General features: G+C 56.4%; 20 protein-coding genes and 1 pseudogene. 7 read left to right on the top strand and 14 right to left on the bottom strand.

Annotation, left to right across the window (positions count from 1 at the left end; all coding sequences use genetic code 11):
- The first annotated feature begins 30 nt into the window (after nucleotides 1–30).
- Genes ACQY1L_RS24775 through ACQY1L_RS24755 form a run of 5 tightly spaced genes read left to right on the top strand, consistent with a single transcriptional unit; the run spans nucleotide 31 to nucleotide 2,858 of the window.
- Nucleotides 31–639, top strand: coding sequence for a hypothetical protein (locus ACQY1L_RS24775; protein ID WP_430262251.1), 609 nt, complete (start codon nucleotides 31–33; stop codon nucleotides 637–639).
- Nucleotides 636–1,175 (top strand): thermonuclease family protein, encoded by a 540-nt coding sequence (locus tag ACQY1L_RS24770; RefSeq protein WP_071207519.1) that lies wholly within the window; start codon nucleotides 636–638, stop codon nucleotides 1,173–1,175. The genes ACQY1L_RS24775 and ACQY1L_RS24770 overlap by 4 nt, the downstream gene beginning before the upstream one ends.
- A complete protein-coding gene (locus tag ACQY1L_RS24765) occupies nucleotides 1,172–1,876 on the top strand; it encodes a thermonuclease family protein (protein ID WP_153516903.1) in 705 nt (234 codons plus the stop codon). The genes ACQY1L_RS24770 and ACQY1L_RS24765 overlap by 4 nt, the downstream gene beginning before the upstream one ends.
- A complete protein-coding gene (locus ACQY1L_RS24760; protein ID WP_153516904.1) occupies nucleotides 1,877–2,257 on the top strand; it encodes a hypothetical protein in 381 nt (126 codons plus the stop codon).
- A gap of 22 nt (nucleotides 2,258–2,279) precedes the next feature.
- Nucleotides 2,280–2,858, top strand: coding sequence for a hypothetical protein (locus ACQY1L_RS24755; RefSeq protein WP_430246460.1), 579 nt, complete (start codon nucleotides 2,280–2,282; stop codon nucleotides 2,856–2,858).
- A gap of 452 nt (nucleotides 2,859–3,310) precedes the next feature.
- Here ACQY1L_RS24755 and ACQY1L_RS24750 read toward each other — a convergent pair whose 3' ends face one another.
- Nucleotides 3,311–3,643 carry a hypothetical protein gene (locus tag ACQY1L_RS24750; protein ID WP_430262249.1) on the bottom strand — a complete coding sequence of 111 codons (333 nt, stop codon included), beginning with the start codon at nucleotides 3,641–3,643 and terminating at the stop codon, nucleotides 3,311–3,313.
- Nucleotides 3,644–4,072: 429 nt separating this feature from the next.
- Entirely contained in the window at nucleotides 4,073–5,218 is a 1,146-nt protein-coding gene (locus tag ACQY1L_RS24745) for a site-specific integrase (protein ID WP_194287740.1), read from the bottom strand.
- A 189-nt stretch (nucleotides 5,219–5,407) separates the two neighbouring features.
- On the opposite strand from ACQY1L_RS24745, the gene ACQY1L_RS24740 reads away from it, so the two are divergent.
- The gene (locus tag ACQY1L_RS24740) at nucleotides 5,408–6,541 is read left to right on the top strand and encodes an RHE_PE00001 family protein (protein ID WP_430262247.1); all 1,134 of its coding nucleotides are present in this window, start codon (nucleotides 5,408–5,410) and stop codon (nucleotides 6,539–6,541) included.
- Between the two features lie 73 nt (nucleotides 6,542–6,614).
- On the opposite strand, the gene ACQY1L_RS24735 is transcribed toward ACQY1L_RS24740, so the two are convergent.
- From ACQY1L_RS24735 to ACQY1L_RS24685, 11 genes are all read right to left on the bottom strand, one after another.
- On the bottom strand, nucleotides 6,615–7,283 hold the full coding sequence (locus ACQY1L_RS24735) for a uracil-DNA glycosylase (protein WP_430262245.1): 669 nt from the start codon (nucleotides 7,281–7,283) through the stop codon (nucleotides 6,615–6,617).
- On the bottom strand, nucleotides 7,280–8,428 hold the full coding sequence (locus tag ACQY1L_RS24730; protein ID WP_430262243.1) for a nucleoside triphosphate pyrophosphohydrolase family protein: 1,149 nt from the start codon (nucleotides 8,426–8,428) through the stop codon (nucleotides 7,280–7,282). Before ACQY1L_RS24730 ends, ACQY1L_RS24735 begins: the two co-directional genes overlap by 4 nt.
- Nucleotides 8,429–8,581: 153 nt before the next feature.
- On the bottom strand, nucleotides 8,582–9,172 hold the full coding sequence (locus tag ACQY1L_RS24725) for a hypothetical protein (RefSeq protein WP_430262241.1): 591 nt from the start codon (nucleotides 9,170–9,172) through the stop codon (nucleotides 8,582–8,584).
- A 3-nt stretch (nucleotides 9,173–9,175) separates the two neighbouring features.
- Nucleotides 9,176–9,592, bottom strand: a complete 417-nt coding sequence (locus ACQY1L_RS24720; protein ID WP_430262239.1) for a hypothetical protein — start codon at nucleotides 9,590–9,592, stop codon at nucleotides 9,176–9,178.
- The gene (locus ACQY1L_RS24715; RefSeq protein WP_430262237.1) at nucleotides 9,593–10,258 is read right to left on the bottom strand and encodes a dCTP deaminase; all 666 of its coding nucleotides are present in this window, start codon (nucleotides 10,256–10,258) and stop codon (nucleotides 9,593–9,595) included.
- Nucleotides 10,259–10,801: a hypothetical protein gene (locus tag ACQY1L_RS24710; RefSeq protein ID WP_430262235.1), complete on the bottom strand. Its 543-nt coding sequence runs from the start codon at nucleotides 10,799–10,801 to the stop codon at nucleotides 10,259–10,261. It lies immediately after the preceding gene.
- Nucleotides 10,782–11,045: a cell division protein ZapA gene (zapA, locus tag ACQY1L_RS24705; protein ID WP_430262233.1), complete on the bottom strand. Its 264-nt coding sequence runs from the start codon at nucleotides 11,043–11,045 to the stop codon at nucleotides 10,782–10,784. The genes ACQY1L_RS24710 and zapA overlap by 20 nt, the downstream gene beginning before the upstream one ends.
- A gap of 37 nt (nucleotides 11,046–11,082) precedes the next feature.
- Nucleotides 11,083–11,898: a hypothetical protein gene (locus ACQY1L_RS24700; protein WP_430262231.1), complete on the bottom strand. Its 816-nt coding sequence runs from the start codon at nucleotides 11,896–11,898 to the stop codon at nucleotides 11,083–11,085.
- A complete protein-coding gene (locus ACQY1L_RS24695; RefSeq protein WP_430262229.1) occupies nucleotides 11,849–12,562 on the bottom strand; it encodes a C1 family peptidase in 714 nt (237 codons plus the stop codon). Before ACQY1L_RS24695 ends, ACQY1L_RS24700 begins: the two co-directional genes overlap by 50 nt.
- Nucleotides 12,562–13,587, bottom strand: a complete 1,026-nt coding sequence (locus ACQY1L_RS24690; RefSeq protein WP_430262227.1) for an ImmA/IrrE family metallo-endopeptidase — start codon at nucleotides 13,585–13,587, stop codon at nucleotides 12,562–12,564. The genes ACQY1L_RS24695 and ACQY1L_RS24690 overlap by 1 nt, the downstream gene beginning before the upstream one ends.
- A complete protein-coding gene (locus ACQY1L_RS24685; RefSeq protein WP_430262225.1) occupies nucleotides 13,580–13,951 on the bottom strand; it encodes a helix-turn-helix domain-containing protein in 372 nt (123 codons plus the stop codon). The genes ACQY1L_RS24690 and ACQY1L_RS24685 overlap by 8 nt, the downstream gene beginning before the upstream one ends.
- 762 nt (nucleotides 13,952–14,713) lie before the next feature.
- Between ACQY1L_RS24685 and ACQY1L_RS24680 the strand changes: the two genes are divergently transcribed.
- Nucleotides 14,714–15,007, top strand: coding sequence for a hypothetical protein (locus ACQY1L_RS24680; protein WP_430262223.1), 294 nt, complete (start codon nucleotides 14,714–14,716; stop codon nucleotides 15,005–15,007).
- 450 nt (nucleotides 15,008–15,457) lie between these two features.
- Here the strand turns inward: ACQY1L_RS24680 and ACQY1L_RS24675 are convergent.
- A pseudogene (locus ACQY1L_RS24675) lies at nucleotides 15,458–15,805 on the bottom strand (dihydrodipicolinate synthase family protein); the annotation flags it as partial.
- Nucleotides 15,806–15,924 lie beyond the last annotated feature (119 nt).

Here is a 15,924-nt window from a genome sequence, read left to right as displayed (position 1 = left end):
CCGTTGTACCAAGATGGTTAGGGCTAGAAAATGATACGAACCATCATTACCGCACTCGCAAGTTGCGCGATGGCAACACAAGCTTTTGCCGCGCCGGCGATCAACAAGGATTACGTCAAGTCGCTCGCCGCCCCCGGTAAAACGGCTTTGGTGATCGAGTATTATGACGGCAATGGGAAGGTCGTTGACCGGAAGGGCTATGCAACAGCCTCAGGGTTCAAGGCAGTCTCCGGAACCGACTTCAAGATTGACGATAAGACGACAGTACATCTCTACGGTCTCCAGCCGTGTAAGGGCGATTTGGTCAACCGGACGGAAGACTATGCCGGAACCTGCGATGACTATGCGCTTAAACAGCTTCAGGTCATGTTGCAGAGCCCAAAAGTCGTTTTCTGCCGCGCCTTCGTCAGCGAGCAGGGGGCGCCGATGCAGAATGCGACGTGCTACGGGTACTACAATTACCCTGGTGCCATGGACTCGGTCGATAATTTTGAGGAACAGCTTCTTTCTCTAGGCGCTCTTCGTCTCACCAAAAAACCTGATGGATCAGTGGAGCGGCCTGATCTTCAGGAAGCCGAGAATCTCGGCAAAAAGGGCGACTTCGGCATGTGGGCCGATCCGCGGGTAAAGTCGCAATGAAGCGGATAGCCCTTCTCATGGCAGCACTGATGCCTACCTGGGCTCTCGCAGCCCCGGAGGGCTATTTCGATTTAAGGCCGGACGGAATAACGCTGGAGACCGGGGACACATGGGTATCCAATGGAGAGCGGTTCCGTCTCTATGGAATACAGTCATGTTTGCGCGGTACCAATTATACCGATGCGCACGGTAACACTCGCGATTGCGGCGAGGCGTCCCTCGCTGTTCTTGCCGCGTATATCAAGGACACGCAGCCGATTTGCGCACCAGTCGCTAAGGCAAACGACATTTCGTATGTCATTTGTTACGCGACCGTTGGGAGCCAGCGGCTGGATCTAGGGCAGGTTCTCGTCAGCAGTGGGTACGCGTTTGCTGCATTGAAGAGCGACGGACTTCCATATCATGTCCCCTACTCTGTGGCCGAACAGATGGCCCAGCAGAAAAAGGCGGGTCTCTGGCAGTTCAAAGACGTCCAGCACCCGTCGATCACCCTCAGCCGAGAAGCCAATCAGCGCGCCAGGAAGGCGGAGCAATGAAACATATTCCCCTGTTCGGCGTCATTATCGCTGCGATTGCCACACCTTCAATGGCCGCCGACCTACAATACTATACCCCGCGCTACTCGGGGCGCGTTGCACCACCCGTCGATTCCGCGCCCGTCAGGTTGCCGGTCTTCAAAGGCGTTGTAACCGTTCTGGACGGCCGCACTCTTTGGTATGGCTCTCTCGGACGTGGCTATAAGGTCCGCCTCGCGAGTATCGATGCATGCGAGCTCCCGCAATGGGCTCTCCACCCCAAGTGGGTAGACCGGACAAAGAACCAAGCGCCTATGCCGGTTTCCTGTGGCCCGCTTGCAAAAGCTTGGTTGAAGCGAACCATTGGCAACAAGGTGACGGTCTGCACGACGCTTGGGTATGGGAATGATGGCATTCCTCTCGCTCAATGCACGGTCAAAGGCCGAGACGTGGCGACGGAAATGCTGCGCGTAGGCTGGGCGCGAGTGGATTCCCCCTACGCCAACCAACAGTACCTTTCCTATCAGCACGATGCCATGGCCGCCCGTTATGGAATGTGGGGCACCTACGTGCTCGACATGAACGAATGGCGGCGCAAAGCGGTTGATAAGACCCTTGAGCGGCGACCTCTGGCGGATTTCAACCTTTTGGCAGAACGAAAAAGCGAAATCTCGCCGCCGTTTGCTGACGCACGCAACAAACCTAAGAGGACAGATCGATAGTTGCCGGATATCGCACATATCGCGACATCGTTCGCTATCGATCCGATGGCGGCGCTATTGGTTGCCATTCCCCTTTCGCTCGCCCTGATCGTGCCCTGCGAACGTTTGTGGTGGATCCACGCCCCCTGCGCTTTGGTCCTCCTCGTGGCCTCAGCCTTATTCCAGGCCGAGCGTCATCTCGCTTTCGACAGCTATCTTGTCGGCTTTTTTGCATTTGCGGCGGTTTGCCGGGATATCCCAAACCGCCCCCTCCTCTACCGCGTCGGTATCCTCTGGTTTGCAGCATTCTCGTTGATCGCCGCCGTCATTTATGCGGCCTCCGACCGAACAGACCCCCACGCGATAGAAGCCAAGATCTCACACCGGCCAATTCCGCAGTGAACGAATGAGAGAGGGAAAGCTAATGAAAGCTCTGTATTTTGTCGCCGCAGGTGTTGCGGCTTTTGCCATGACACCTGCCGCAAGGGCGCAAGATGCGTCTTGGGGGTGCCAGATCCTCCTTTGCGCAGCGTCCAAAAACCCTTCATGGCAGGGGGTTGGGTACTGCGTGCCGCCGATGCAGAAATTGATTTCGGCTATGAAGAAGCCCGGCTTTTCGTGGCCGATCTGCGAAGAAGCTAAAGCCGGGAAACCCGGCCATCAACCTTTTGAAGATTGCCCTGCCGGTTTTCAGGCCGGGCGGGCATCGTCTGGCCGCGACAACGACTCCCTCTTTGGCGGTGGCGAGGCGAATGTATGCACAAAGACGGTCAACCAGTGCAGCAACCGCGGCGCTTTCCGGACGCTCTACGGGAACGAACGCGCGAACCAGCAGGCCGGCATCACAATCCGCGAACTTAATTCAAACAATGACAACGGCTTTGGCAACAGCTGCCAAGTTGTCATCACGCAGCCAAGGCCAATGAGGGCTGACCCCTATTACTTCGATATCCCGAACGACAAAGGCGTGAAGGAACGTCATTGGTTCAACCTCAATCTATGAGGCCAGCGCCATGAACCAGAACATTCTACTCGTAATCGCTACCGGAGTTGGCATTGCTGCCGGCTCCGGCGCAACTTACGTTTTGATGCCGCAGCCAGATCCGCAAGTTCGCGCACCCACGCATGAAGAAATTGTAGCAGCCATAGAAGCTGATCCGTCTCTTCTGCCGCGCGAGTTTGTAGCCCCGGCCTTGGAGACCCCGAGCGAAGAAGAGGCCTTGGCGGCATACCGCCGAGCCTACTCCTCCAATCCGATGCGAACTCGCGGATCTGAGGACCGTATCTCAATACGACTTGGCGAGTGCGACCAGAATCCAGCCGGGCCGGGAGTGTCTTGTCTTACGTCCATCAAGTTTACCCCGTCCGCCCAACCTCTCGATCGCGTTATTGGATATTCGAAAACCGCTTCAGGCGATTGGGTTGCGAACGGATATTAGCAGCTATCAGGCCAACTCAAACAGTGAGGTTGTCCGCCTCTGTCTGAATCACTTCCATCTCTTTGGGATCCAAAGCTGCCTGCGTTGTCAGGATATAGGCAGCTAAATATTCGAGTTTGCGGTCGGATTCGTTTCGGTCGGCTGGCTTGTGCATGACGATCGATAGTCGTGCCGCCTCATCTTCCTTCGATGCAGCAGCCAAAGCCCCGGCATAAATCACAGGACTTACGGGCTCGGTCGCTCGCTTTTCGTCCCATTCTCTCACCGTCTTAGCCGTCGCCATCTGAGCCGCGATGTGGCGTTCCATTTTCTCGAAGAGCGAACCGTCTTCCATTCCCTGTTTCATCATCTCACCTCTATCCACAAAACCAGCCGAAGCCGTTTGACCTCCCAAATCGAAGGGAAGGCAGGACCTGGTCCTGCTCCCGAGCTCGTGCGGAACAGCTGGAGAGAGGGGGACAAGCGCTAAACCGGAGGGGGATCACCCACCCGAAGGGCCGCGTCGGATTTTTTGTAGAAAATCGGACCGGTGCTGCAAGCCGCAGGCTGAAGCATGGGGAAACCGGTTTAGTGCTTGTGGGGGAGAGAGGGCAGCGCGCCTTTCTCCCCTCTCAGTGAGCTACATTGTCATTAAATCTAAATCGAGATAGGTTTACATTAGTAGAAAACAACACGGGTTATGTGACGCGCTATCTGTTTCTCCCGGCCGCCACACTGACTGTAACAAATACGAGCGTTAACGTGACGACACGGAGCGGGAAACTTTGTTTGCCGCAGTTCACAACAGTCTTGCTGCCCGGCCACTTCTCCGCGTCGCGCTGTTGTAATAGCTCGAAGCCTGCTGCACTGAGCGGTGCCGTGATTGCTCCATGGCCTCGGGGAGGGGGATTCCGCGGTTAGCCGCCTCGGTCAGATATCCGGATCTTAAGCCGTGAGCCGAGAATTCCGACGGCGCTAAGCCGGCCATCTGCGCTCGGTGTTTGACAACTGCATTAACCGCCCCTGGCTCCAGCGCCCGCTTCGACACATTGCCCCAGCGATCGACCTTCCGAAACACCGAGCCGCTCGCGATGTTTGCAGCCGTGAGCCAGGCATCGAGCGCCTCGACAGGCCGGCCGGTAAGATAGACGATTTCGTCGTGATCGGCGCCGGAGGTTTTGGTGCGGCCGAGATGGATAGCACGCGAGGGGAGGGGAGGGCCGCTGTCCGTTTTGATCGGCGGCTCGACGCTGATCTGTTCGACGCGCAGGCTGGAAATCTCGCTGCGCCGGCGACCACCGGAGGCAAAGGCCACCATCAGGATTGCACGATCACGGACATCGCGCAGGCTGTCGGTCGCGCAGGTCGCCAAAAGCTTTGCCAGCACATCTGATGTGACCGCCTTGGCGCTCTTGCGACGATGGGTCCGCGGGACCGCGCGCACGGCCAGACGGATCGCCGATTTGAGGGCAGGGGAGGTGAAGAGACCGGTCAGCCCGCGCCATTTGGTGAGCGTCGACCAGGTTGCCAGCCGGCGGCGCACGGTGTCGGGTGCATGCGGGCCGAGTGATTTCAGAAAGCCTTGGTCGCGCAGGTTCTGGTCGACGGCGGCCGGCATGCCGTGGTCGGGATCCGTCACACGTTTTTCCGCATCCCACAGATGATGGGCGACGAATTTCAGGAGAAGCGCTTCTGGTGCCGGCCAGGGGAGGGAGGCGCCGGTCGCCGCCAGCGACCAGGCCTGCAGATAGGCAAGATCGGACGTCAGTGCCCGCAGGGTGTTTTCGCCCATGCCCTCGTTGACCAGATGCTTGAGGGTTTGGATGTCCTGGTCGGTCAGCAGCTCGGCGAGTTCGTCGCGCCGCTCCATCGGCAGGACAGCGGCGATTGTGTCGAGCTCTTCGGCGCGGCGATCAACCAGTGACGTTTGGCTTGAAGATGGCAAGCGTGGCTCCAAAACGGTGCTTCGAGACGGCGCCGTGGCCGTCCAATGACACGACCTTTTCTGATTTGCGACTCGAAATCAATAACCATCGATAAGGGATACTTATCGATGGTTAGACGCCCAACCCACAATCATACCATGTGAGGAACCACAACATTTAGATAGAGTTCGTTTAGGAAATCATTTACCATGATTTCAATGGCTTATGATCTCGCGAAAATCAGCATGACAGCCCTGATGCGACCGGCTTTCGACGCCGGTGTCGCGCTCACGCGTCTGGACGAGCGCATCGCTCGTTCGCCAGTCGGGCAGGGATGGATCCAGCGGTCTCACTTCACCGACGCCTGTGCCTCGCTGTGGATCGACGGCGAACTCGTCCATCTCGAAGACCTCGTCCTCCACGACGCCACGAAGGATATTCGCCCACCGACCCATGAGCTGACAATCGCCCGCGACGTGCTGCGCACCCGCCGACGCGTTGCGGCCCAGTCACCGGACTGGGCGCTGTCCGCCGACGGTTTGCGGACGCTGAGAAAAACCGCGTATATCACGCCGGCCGGGGCTGATGAGACGAAGGCGGTCGGCGCCAGCCGCGCCGTCATGGCCGTGCCGGTAGGGAAGGCGGAGGATGATGATGAAGGCGTCGATAATCTTCCGGGCATCGACTATGCCGCCATCGACGCGGTGCTCGCCCGATCGGAGGCGGCCATTGAACAAGCCAAGAAGCCCGGCCGGGCTGCCGAACAAAATCCGATGATCTATGATCTCGACTGGGACGAGGACGCGCGGCTGGAGGAATGGCGCACGGTGCTGCGGCAGGCCGAAAGCCTGCCGACGGTGCTGCAGGCGATCATTGCCCTCGATGCCTGGAACGAGTTGTCGGTGCTGCAGCATGCGCCCTGGCTCGGTCGGCTGTTGGCCGCCGCGATCCTGCGTCAGTCAGGCATCACCACCGGCGCCCATCTCGCCACCATCAATTTCGGCCTGAAAACCATACCCGTCGATCGGCGCCGGCATCGTGATCGTGAAACCCGGTTGCTCTCCATTGCTCACGGGCTGATCGCAGCCGCCGAGATCGGGCTGAAAGAACATGACCGGCTGGCTCTGACGAGAACGATGATGGAGCGGAAGCTGGAGGGGCGACGGACGTCGTCAAAGTTGCCGGAGCTGGTCGAACTGGTGATGGCAAAACCGCTAGTATCGGCCGGGATGGTGGCGAAGACGCTCGAGGTCACGCCGCAGGCGGCGCGGCGGATTGTTTTGGAGCTGGGCTTAAGGGAGATGACCGGGAGGGGGAGGTTTCGAGCGTGGGGGGCGCTTTAGCGGGAGGTATGGCCCTCAATACCTCCGCTTGCTCTGATTTTTAAAAGGGGGAGGGCGTGTTGCCCAAGCAGCGTCAAAGCAGATGGAGTTGACGTTCCAGTGCCGGCTTTGCTCGAACGTGGTAGAATTCTTCAAGTCCACCAATGAACTCGCTCTGACCACCGTAGCTTGGGTGGCGAACCGCAGTGGCTTCCAGACCCAGATCAGCAAGTGCAGCCTGAGCATCGCGCCCGATCGAAACAAGATGTTTGGGTTTTAAGGTTTCAATCAACGCATGGAGGATTGGTTTGCAGGCTAAACGCTCCTTGCGTGTATGACATCTGTTCGTCATCGGCTCGCCTGGCCCGTGAGGGTGGAAAGGGAAAACGTTCCAGAGGAAGATAGGCCGCTCGATCGACCGTAGCATCTGCCAAATAACCGTCGCTGTGCGCTCCGCGACTGGCGGCCCTTTTGTTGCTCTACCCAGCGGCTGCGTTCCCAACAACTGAGCATGGGAGTCCAAATGTGCTTCGTCCGTCAGCGCGAGCCCTGTTCTACGCCCACCACGATACCCAAGATCACGGGCGATCCAAAAGGAATCTACGCCTTTTTCGATCGCTGCGTCCAAAACGGCCTCCAGATTGCGCCTGCGAACAGCGGGTGCGTCCGCAGCATCGAAATCCGGGCAGGTGTCTGCGTACGGATTAAAGGCGTTCTCAAAATGGAACGACGCAAGTTCTTCTACAAATCGAGCTGACTTCATGGCACAAGCTCCTGCACGATCATATCACGTTTGTCCAGATCAAGGATGAGGCGTCCGCGCCGATGCTGGCGCAGAAACCGATAGGCCATGTTACCTTTCAGGATAGCCTCTTCCCAAAGCCAAAGGGGGCATTTCTCGGCCTCGAACCCTTGAACGAAACTCCGGACGGTCTTCAATAGATTGAAGTCAATTTCGTCGCGGCCCTCAAAAAAGTGATGTTCCTTTGCTCTTGCGAAAACGTAGGCTGCCACGCCCTCCTCAAGAATAATCGCGCGCGCACCGTCTTCTCCATCGTCGACCTTAGTTTTGCTCTTCCTTTTAAGCTTTAGCAGTGCGCGAGTCACCGGCGACCAGCCAAGGATGGCTGCGTAAGCATAGTGAAAGGCGTCATGAAAGCGGTAAAAGTCTTCGACCACACTATTGTCAGTCAGACGGTCACCGATGTTAACGCCGTTGCAGCGCTGGTAGACGAACTGCTTGGAGCCTGAGTAGCGTTCGAAAATTTCGATCTCGAGTTTCCGCGGTAGCTGTTCCTCGGGAGGAAAGTCGAGATCGAACAGAGGAGGGGGGGTGCGATCTGTTGGCCAGCGATCTTGCGCCTTCTGCAGATTATGAACGGCTGCGTCCCCCAATATCACGCCTGCCTCGTTAGCCGCATCCACCAGGTTTCGGAATATGATCTTCAGCTTTTCTGACAAGCCAGCCAAGTCACTGCCCGACGGTGCTTCGCCATCACTATTGGCAAGGTTGCCGACCGAGTTTGCGAGCTTCAAAAGAGTCCGCGCAAATTCGGTCGTGGGCGCGGCGAGGTTCAGCGTTTGCTGCGGCTGCAGATTTATGAAGAGGAGCGTTCCGTGTTGGCGACCGGCGGATTCGCTGGCGATATCGGCAAAGCGGATATTCGCGTGGGCTGCAATAACGGCCAGATACCAAAGCGCATCTCCGAACTCCTCAATCACGCCGCTCTCGTAGGAATCGTAGGCCTTGGCGTCTCGCTGCTTCTTTTTTACTTCACTGAGCAGGCTGCCGGTTTCACCGAATAGACCAAGGATGGGCAGGCTCAGATTTCCGGACTTCCGGCGCGTTCGATCAGTCTTAGTTGCCAGGTCTTGATAGTCGTTTAGTGATAAAGTCGATCCATCCATTGCAAATCCCCCGTCCAGGTAGATTGCCAGATGATTGGACTGTACGGAATCGGATGAGCCGAACTTAGCCGCAGTGTTGCTTGGCAGTCACACAAGCCGTTGGGCTGTACAGAGGTCGCTCAATCCTAGCCATCAAAGAGAAACGCTTCGGCATCACCAATGGCCGGGTTCTCCGAGATACCCGCGCTCTGGCAATGTTGCAAGCCAAGCCTCTATCTTGTCACGCTGTTCGTCAGAAAATCGGCATTTGTGCCCTGGGCCTTTCTTGATCAGAAATTGCATGTGTTCGGGAATATAGGCCGCGGACTTGCCGAAATATGCGAAGTCCGTTGCTAACAGAACTTTCTCAGTGGTCCCAGTGTCTCGCATTCGGTTCGCGACACTTAGGCTTCCATCATCTTCGCTATGGAAAGAATCGAGCTGCTGAAACGTACCATCGTCACCGGTATGGTAGATGTTGTCGCCATAGCGATGCATCAAGCTGCCGTTCATGTTCGGCTTCTTGCGTGCAAAGCGCGGTTCAGACCAATAGCCGTCAAAGGCTACAATTTCCTCTATTCGCATCCAGTAGACCAGACGGTCGCTCGCCTGCAGGTCGGCCGACCCCGTCCCAATGATGAGGTCGCCCGCGCTCGCATGCTTTCGGATGATCGGCTTGCAGTTGGCAAGCGTGCATATACCCCAAAACGGGTTTGGTGCGAACCCGAGGTCATGTTCGACGACGTACGAGTAGATCCGACTCACCGATCAGCACTTATTTCGTCGTGTGTCAGGTCTTGGCTTTTGTTCGCCGCCGGGTTGTTCCCACACTTCCTTCTCGCCCGTCAACGTCGCAGTCAAATCCGCAGAATCGCTGTCCACCGTCGTGGCATATTTTCCTATTGATTCTGGTGACCCTCCTGTACCCTCCTCATCGGCATGTAGCCAAATCGCAACGACCCGAATGCCTGCACCGGCAAACGCGGTCGTGCGGGCATCGATTGCCGCGATATCTTCTTGCGCGGCTGGAAGACCGACGACGCCGATGTCGGTATCGGGGCTCAACGAGGATACACTATTTGGAACGTCGTAACGTGTGTTGTATCCCGCAGCTTGCAGGATCGCTTCGATTTTGGAACGGTCCTCGCCGTTGAGGTGTTCATTAAGAACGTAAGCATCTGCCATTTATGGCCCTCCTAAAGTTTTGTAAGCTATACTTGCAATCACGGCGGAGATCGCAGCAACCGCGAAAGTACCAGCAATCGTCAATATGCCCTGAACGTAGGAAATCCTCCGCTCGATTTCGTCCATCCGCTTGTTGAGCGAGTTGAGCGATGCTGTTTCAGTCGGCAACAGCCCCATCAATGTCGAGTCAATCTCCCGGAAGCCGGGCTTCTTGCGAGCGTATTTCTCTGTTGCTCCGTCCAGCCGTGCAAACCAGATCAAAAATGCATCCTGATCGCTACGCACGGTGACGGTCTGTGGTCCCGCGTTGAATATGGCGAATAGAAGCTTGCCCTTGTATCCGGGATCGACGTGAAATCCGCTCACGTTCACAAGACCGCTGTTTTTCAGCGTGCTCTTCATGTTGATAAAGCCGAGGAAATCGTGAGGAAGTGAGACAAATTCTCGTGTCGTAAGATAAGCGAATTGGCCGGGCGGGATCACGATGGGAGCTTGGTGCTCCAAACGCTGTACTAAGCCTGGCTTACGGGTGTCCCGACCTTCGGGACTAACGAATGCCTCATCCCCAATGCGCAGTGTATAGGCAGCCCCATCAACACGTGACGCGGCGAATGGAGTAATCCAGTTGCTACCTTGATCGGCAATGATGTCACCCGACAGAAACATTCATTTCTCCTGCGCAAATACCTGCCTTCGCGCCAACTGCTGGCGACGCTCGTCAATGAGAGCGTCGAGATCTAGACCGACGGCTGCCGCACTGCAAAAGAGCCACTCGGAAAGTCCGGCGTTCGCAGCAAGCGCGATCGCACGAAATTCTTCGAGATGATCAATCTTCTCGCATGCGTCAGCGAAACGGCCGGCGTGATCAGTGAACGCAAGGTCAGTGGGGACCTCAGCGACTGGAGAATCATGCTCCAGATCTGCCAGTGCCTGGTTAAGCGCATTGGCTGCACTCAGCACGACGAGGAAAGCGTCAACGAGCGTTTCTCTCCTCGTCTTGACTTCTGAGGTGCCACGCGCAAACCGACCCGCGTATTTCGCGAAATGCAAACCATAATGCTTCAGCCGATCCTGGCGCGACAGCGATAAAATGTCGAAATGGTTTTTCAAATCGTGTTCGTGTTGGGCGCGTTGGCGGTCCCGCATGGAAACGGAGGTCTCCACACGCCTAGTTGACTTGCGCGTAGCGTTAATCGACGCCATTGCCATGACCAGCCTCCGCTTCCTCAAGTTGCTCATATGTCAGAATGCCGGCCATCAACATGGCCTGGATCGGTTCGATCTCGGCTGAGACAGCCTTCGTCACTTCGCCCGCGTCAATTTCAAAACGTTTGGCCAAGCGAAGCGTTTTTTCTTCTTCGCCCTCGATGCATCCGATGACAATGCGCTGTCCGAGAAAATCGACTTCGACCTGCCCAATGCCTTCAAATGCCGGTAGGTTCTTATGTGTCATAGCATTAATCCTTGTTTCTATAGCAAGCTATGAGTTGCTACGCGCTCGCTAGATGCTGCACATTGTTTCTATCGGGCATGGCTGTTACTGCCGCCGGATCGGCGCAGGCGCTGATGAGTTCAAATACCTCGCCGCGCTGTAGGTCCGGATCGAGGCACGCATGCGTCGACTGGATCGTCAAGCTTCCCACTTCAAAACCCGCCTCATTGGCGATGAACGCCAATAGGCGCCCGAGGCCGATCAGATTACCTAACGTGCGCTGCACATAGTAGTGGTTGCGATAGACGGCCATCATACTCAGCCGCCACGAATTGCCGTTGCGCTCGGGCTTCAGCTCAATGAAGCTCAAGCATTGCCGGTTCATTTTCTTGCGAAGGTCGCGCGCCGGATCGAACAGTGCGATCTCAGTTACATTGCCGAAGAACTTGGCTTCTCCACTCCTCATTGCCCGGAGAGACGCAATGTTCTCGGCAAGCTGATTGACAGTACCAGCATTTTTCCCGCTACCTTTGGGCCAAGCGACCATACGTTGAAAGTAACGGCCCCATTCGCCTTGGCGATGCATACGGCGCTCGTAGACCTGCATGTAGCGTTCTGTCAGAGCTGCGATTCCGTCGCCTCGATCAAGAGCGGCGGGGAAGATTGTGTTGGCGACCGTGCTGACACCGCACTTGTCATGGTCGCGCAAAAAAGCGTCGACCTCACACACGATCTCATCTTCTCCCGCGACAAATCCGATCGGATTTTCGATATGGAGCATGAGCCCGTGTTGGTCGCCATCGGCCTTCAGGCGGCGCGCTGCCCTAACCCACGCGGAGACCGGGGTAGGTGCGGGTGTCATGGGATTGTACATCGTCGCATGCTCCATGTTGGATAACGAAGGCACCGGCGAACCGGCGGGTGAGGTATGTTTCAGTAATCCAGGCATAACCGGCCCATCCCCATCCCTGCCCCCAGGAGTTTCGGACCAGAAAGTACTTTGCACCCTTCAGGTCGCCGTGTCCGGCCAGGACAACGGCATGCACCATTGCAGGATCGATTGGGATCAGATCCTCGACCATAAGCGCTTCCGGTCCGACAAACTGTGGCGGCTGGAAAAAAGCAGGAGAAATGAACACTGTGATGACGACGGCTGAGCCCGCATCGATCTCAGCGCGCCAGCGCTCCGCCTTGCTGTTACGTTGACCACTACTGCAGCGTACTACGATGGGAAGCTGGTCAGGCGGCTGGTAGGGCTGGGGCGGCGCATTGCGACCTTGATAAGGCCAGAAAACCTCATCGGGCTGTCCTTCGTTCAAGATCACGGCGCGGGTTGCCTCGATTGTCGAACCCTGGTCCGGACGTAACCCGTCTCGTCGTGTGGCATGGTAATACAGCCACTCGGGAGACAATTCAGTGGGGTGCCTGTGCGCAGACCGGTGCGCCGCGCTTGCCGCGAAAGATAAGCACGTCGGGCGGCGTCCTTGATCGCGCACCGGTTCAAGCTGCTCTCTGAGATCGGCGAGGATATTAATCATCAACGGGCACCCGCCGCGTCTCTAAAGGAGGGACGAAACAGCCCTGCATCGTGCGAATAGACCGGCCGGTAATCAAATGACCAGCGTTTTGGATCGTCGTCCGGCGCCCAAGGGCGCCGTTCCCACAGGGTATAGACGCCATGCGCGGTTGCATCGCCCGCACGGGCAAGCACATGCCGAATAGTGGGGGCACCGACCACGCCTTCGGCGACTTGTTCCCGTCCATCCTTCAGGATCGCGAAGCCAGCCTTTTCTAGTTCTTCGAAGCTCCACAGGTAACCAGCGCTACTGTCCTCGCGCAGCTTGACGACGAACAAGTCGTCACGGCCGGCTTCTATGACCGTACCCTCGTCCCTTTCAGTCAAGTGCCAGACATCGATATTCTGCGTCGATTCAATTGGATGGTCCGGCACAAGTGCGCGTTTGATTGCTGCCGGCTGCGCCTTAACGAGTTGCTGCCGAATTCCTGTCCCGATCACTCTGTTGCGCACCAGCGCATAGAGTGTAGCGCGATAGCTTGCGCCAAGCCGCAGCGCTAGTTGGTAGACAAAATCGGCACTCTGAAGATGCTGCGGTGTCCAATGTTGACGCTGCATCAGCGTCGTGATCAACCAGTCAGGCACGAGGAAATACGATGCAAAGGCATCCGCTTCCTGTTCTGCGGGTGGAAGATTCATGTAGTCGCGGGCGTGATCCGGCGACCGACGTAAAATACTGTCATCGTCGGCATGGGGATCATGGTTGAGCACATGGTGACCAAGCTCATGAGCTGCGGTAAAGCGCTGCTGGCCAAGCGGACGACGCGTCGTCAGAATAATTCCAGGATTGCCGTCCTCGCGTAGATAGGCCCCTAGCAGTGGTTCAAGCTTCCGGAAAAGCAGGGGCACGTTTTGCCGGAAGATCGCGCCAAACACATCGACGCGATGGCCTCGAGCAGTGCCCAGATCCAGGCCGAGGTCTCGCTGCAGGCGAAGCGCAGCCCGCATGCCTTTAAGGACCGCGTCGCGTGAGGGCGCTTTAGCCATTCTTATTCACCTTCGAGCGAGAACGAAGGAATTCTGCAAAGTTTGCCAATTCACCTCTGTCATTTTCCGACAGATCGCTCACAGTGCGTGCGAGGAAGGCGACGTCCTCGGGCACATGCTGCTCTATCTCGCCGGTAAACCAGGATGTTGGCCTCTCATAGAGAGCGGCCAGACTTTTCATCTCGAGGGCGCCAACTCCACGCTTGCCAGCTTCCATCTCCGAGATTGCCGAGCGACGGACACTCAGATGGTTTGCTGCCTCTTCCTGCGTTATGCCCACATATTCGCGGGCCTCTTTAAGGCGTTTGCCAAGCTCGGCAGCATCGGGATTCGACCTTGAAAATCCGACGGGGGTCCGTGCCATGTTACACTTCCTCACTTTCAGGCTGGTTCACTCTCCACAGCTCACGGCATGTCTTCATCACAGTTGTGACGCAGTGTTCGACGCTGTTGAAGCCACCGGCCGGCATGACATCGTCAGGCAGGCGGAGAGCGAATTCCTCCTCTATACGCAACACCACTCGGACCATGATCAACGAGTCGACTGCGGGCTCCCACGACGCTCGGGGAGCAGGCCGATCATGGATGGCAGTATCGATCTCATTGCGGATAGCAGCTTCACAGTCGCGGGCAGGGAACACGATATTTTTCCTCGCATGTCCATTTATCCGTCATCAATGTAACTCATGTCGGAAAAACAGACAAGAGTATCGCGAAGATTTTAGTGTGACTGGGGAAATTTGAACAATGCCAAAGCTCTGGTCGCAAACCCAGATTCGCTCAACGAGTAATCCCGCTGGCCACAACGGCGCGGGGACCTCCGAGTATGTGAAAGCCTGACGAGCTCTGCCTTTGGCTTTGGCTCTTACATCAGAGAGGCCGCGGACGATCATCATGGGTAGCGTAAGCGGCCTTATCGCGACCGAGGTCACGCGAATATATTATTCTGAGGGTGTCCGGCTATCCTGAAATAGCCCGTCACTAGCTAGGCATAATACATCTAACCTTCGCCTCTCCAGCCATAGGCAAAACATGGGGTCGAGTGTTGAAAACCACTCGCCCCAGGGTTATTTGCCTGCTAAGCAAGATGTGTGTTTTTAACAGCCGATAGTAGCCAAAGAGACAGATGAGCCGCGGAAATTTTTCTAGCAGGAAAACAGCTGTAAGGAGCGGTCGTGGCTACCAGCTTTTGGAAAAGCTGAGGGGTGCTTTAGGCGCGGCTGGTCTAGTTGCAGTCCTAGGCGAGAGTGTTTTGCCTCGAATTTTTGGATTTTTTGCTCAAGGCACGGCGATATTGTCCAGTAGCGGTGTCGTTACGCTGATTATAGCGTTTATGTCAGTTGCTACTTTTGCGGCGTCAGCCGTAATTTTGAATCCACCCAAAATAAGAGTAGAAAAAGAAGAGACAGAAGGTGACTGAAAGTCCAAATCTCCCGGCTTCACCAGTCCCTGCGGACCAAGCTCTCATAGAATCTCGGGTCGGATTGTGGTTGTTCTCGATCACCTTGGGTTACGTCGTTTTGATAACGATCTTTGACTCAATCCGAGCCAAACGGCCGGTCATATCGAAGAATTCACTCCGGCATCTACTAGATGGCCTGACCTTGGCCACGGGATGTACCATCATGTATTCAATTTGGGATATCAGCATCTTGAAGATAGTTGCTTCCAATGCTGTGTATACGACGGTGACGTCCATAACTTGCGTTTTTGGCCCATTAATAAATCTTGCCGAGCGCTACAATATGACCATCGACAGCTAAGCGCGACTGTCTTTATGGCCATGCCTCTTCTCAGCAAAGACCGGCATGTCCTGCGTAGCGGCCATCAAGTAAAGAACTCAGGCTTATCCAATTTTTGCCACGGCGAGTTAGGCATATAGCGATTTATGCGGGGCAGCGCCTTCGATCATCTCCAATGCGCGTGCGACATCGGCATTCGCGTCTTGCGACAACGGCAACACGGGAAGCGGCGGCTGTAAGCGCCCCGTACCCAGCTGATCTGCCAGTGCGAACATGACCCGAAAGCTGCCGTGGCGCTTGAACAAGGACCATAGTTCACCGAAGGCTTCGTTCAGCCGGCGCGCCTCTGCTGCGTCTCCGGACTGTGCCGCACGTGTGAGCGCGAGCGCCGGGGCTGGCATCAATCCTGCCACGACACTAAACCAGGTGTCGCATCCGGCAAGCAGGGCATCGGCAGCACTCCAATCGCCACTATAAGCGCTTGGGGTGACCTCCGTGTATGAACACCGACTCGATGGCTTTCGTTCTTCGAACTGTGGTCAACAAACGCTTTTAAATTGGTAGTCATAGGATCCCTGCAATATTCTGAGGCTGT

Origin of the sequence: Neorhizobium sp. DAR64862/K0K3 (genome assembly GCF_050500185.1) — a bacterium.
GTDB lineage: Bacteria > Pseudomonadota > Alphaproteobacteria > Rhizobiales > Rhizobiaceae > Neorhizobium > Neorhizobium soli.
The sequence above is the reverse complement of the archived record's forward strand: the minus strand, read 5'-3'. Positions and strand labels throughout refer to the sequence as shown.

What these genes read in the sequence shown, in the direction of transcription:
- ACQY1L_RS24765 (WP_153516903.1), top strand. Translation starts at nt 1,172, where the DNA reads ATGAAACATATTCCCCTGTTCGGCGTCATTATCGCTGCGATTGCCACA.
- ACQY1L_RS24715 (WP_430262237.1), bottom strand. Translation starts at nt 10,258, where the DNA reads ATGTTTCTGTCGGGTGACATCATTGCCGATCAAGGTAGCAACTGGATT.
- ACQY1L_RS24750 (WP_430262249.1), bottom strand. Translation starts at nt 3,643, where the DNA reads ATGATGAAACAGGGAATGGAAGACGGTTCGCTCTTCGAGAAAATGGAA.
- ACQY1L_RS24755 (WP_430246460.1), top strand. Translation starts at nt 2,280, where the DNA reads ATGAAAGCTCTGTATTTTGTCGCCGCAGGTGTTGCGGCTTTTGCCATG.
- ACQY1L_RS24720 (WP_430262239.1), bottom strand. Translation starts at nt 9,592, where the DNA reads ATGGCAGATGCTTACGTTCTTAATGAACACCTCAACGGCGAGGACCGT.
- ACQY1L_RS24740 (WP_430262247.1), top strand. Translation starts at nt 5,408, where the DNA reads ATGATTTCAATGGCTTATGATCTCGCGAAAATCAGCATGACAGCCCTG.
- ACQY1L_RS24690 (WP_430262227.1), bottom strand. Translation starts at nt 13,587, where the DNA reads ATGGCTAAAGCGCCCTCACGCGACGCGGTCCTTAAAGGCATGCGGGCT.
- ACQY1L_RS24730 (WP_430262243.1), bottom strand. Translation starts at nt 8,428, where the DNA reads ATGGATGGATCGACTTTATCACTAAACGACTATCAAGACCTGGCAACT.
- ACQY1L_RS24680 (WP_430262223.1), top strand. Translation starts at nt 14,714, where the DNA reads ATGAGCCGCGGAAATTTTTCTAGCAGGAAAACAGCTGTAAGGAGCGGT.
- ACQY1L_RS24700 (WP_430262231.1), bottom strand. Translation starts at nt 11,898, where the DNA reads ATGTACAATCCCATGACACCCGCACCTACCCCGGTCTCCGCGTGGGTT.
- zapA (WP_430262233.1), bottom strand. Translation starts at nt 11,045, where the DNA reads ATGACACATAAGAACCTACCGGCATTTGAAGGCATTGGGCAGGTCGAA.
- ACQY1L_RS24770 (WP_071207519.1), top strand. Translation starts at nt 636, where the DNA reads ATGAAGCGGATAGCCCTTCTCATGGCAGCACTGATGCCTACCTGGGCT.
- ACQY1L_RS24695 (WP_430262229.1), bottom strand. Translation starts at nt 12,562, where the DNA reads ATGATTAATATCCTCGCCGATCTCAGAGAGCAGCTTGAACCGGTGCGC.
- ACQY1L_RS24685 (WP_430262225.1), bottom strand. Translation starts at nt 13,951, where the DNA reads ATGGCACGGACCCCCGTCGGATTTTCAAGGTCGAATCCCGATGCTGCC.
- ACQY1L_RS24775 (WP_430262251.1), top strand. Translation starts at nt 31, where the DNA reads ATGATACGAACCATCATTACCGCACTCGCAAGTTGCGCGATGGCAACA.
- ACQY1L_RS24735 (WP_430262245.1), bottom strand. Translation starts at nt 7,283, where the DNA reads ATGAAGTCAGCTCGATTTGTAGAAGAACTTGCGTCGTTCCATTTTGAG.
- ACQY1L_RS24710 (WP_430262235.1), bottom strand. Translation starts at nt 10,801, where the DNA reads ATGGCAATGGCGTCGATTAACGCTACGCGCAAGTCAACTAGGCGTGTG.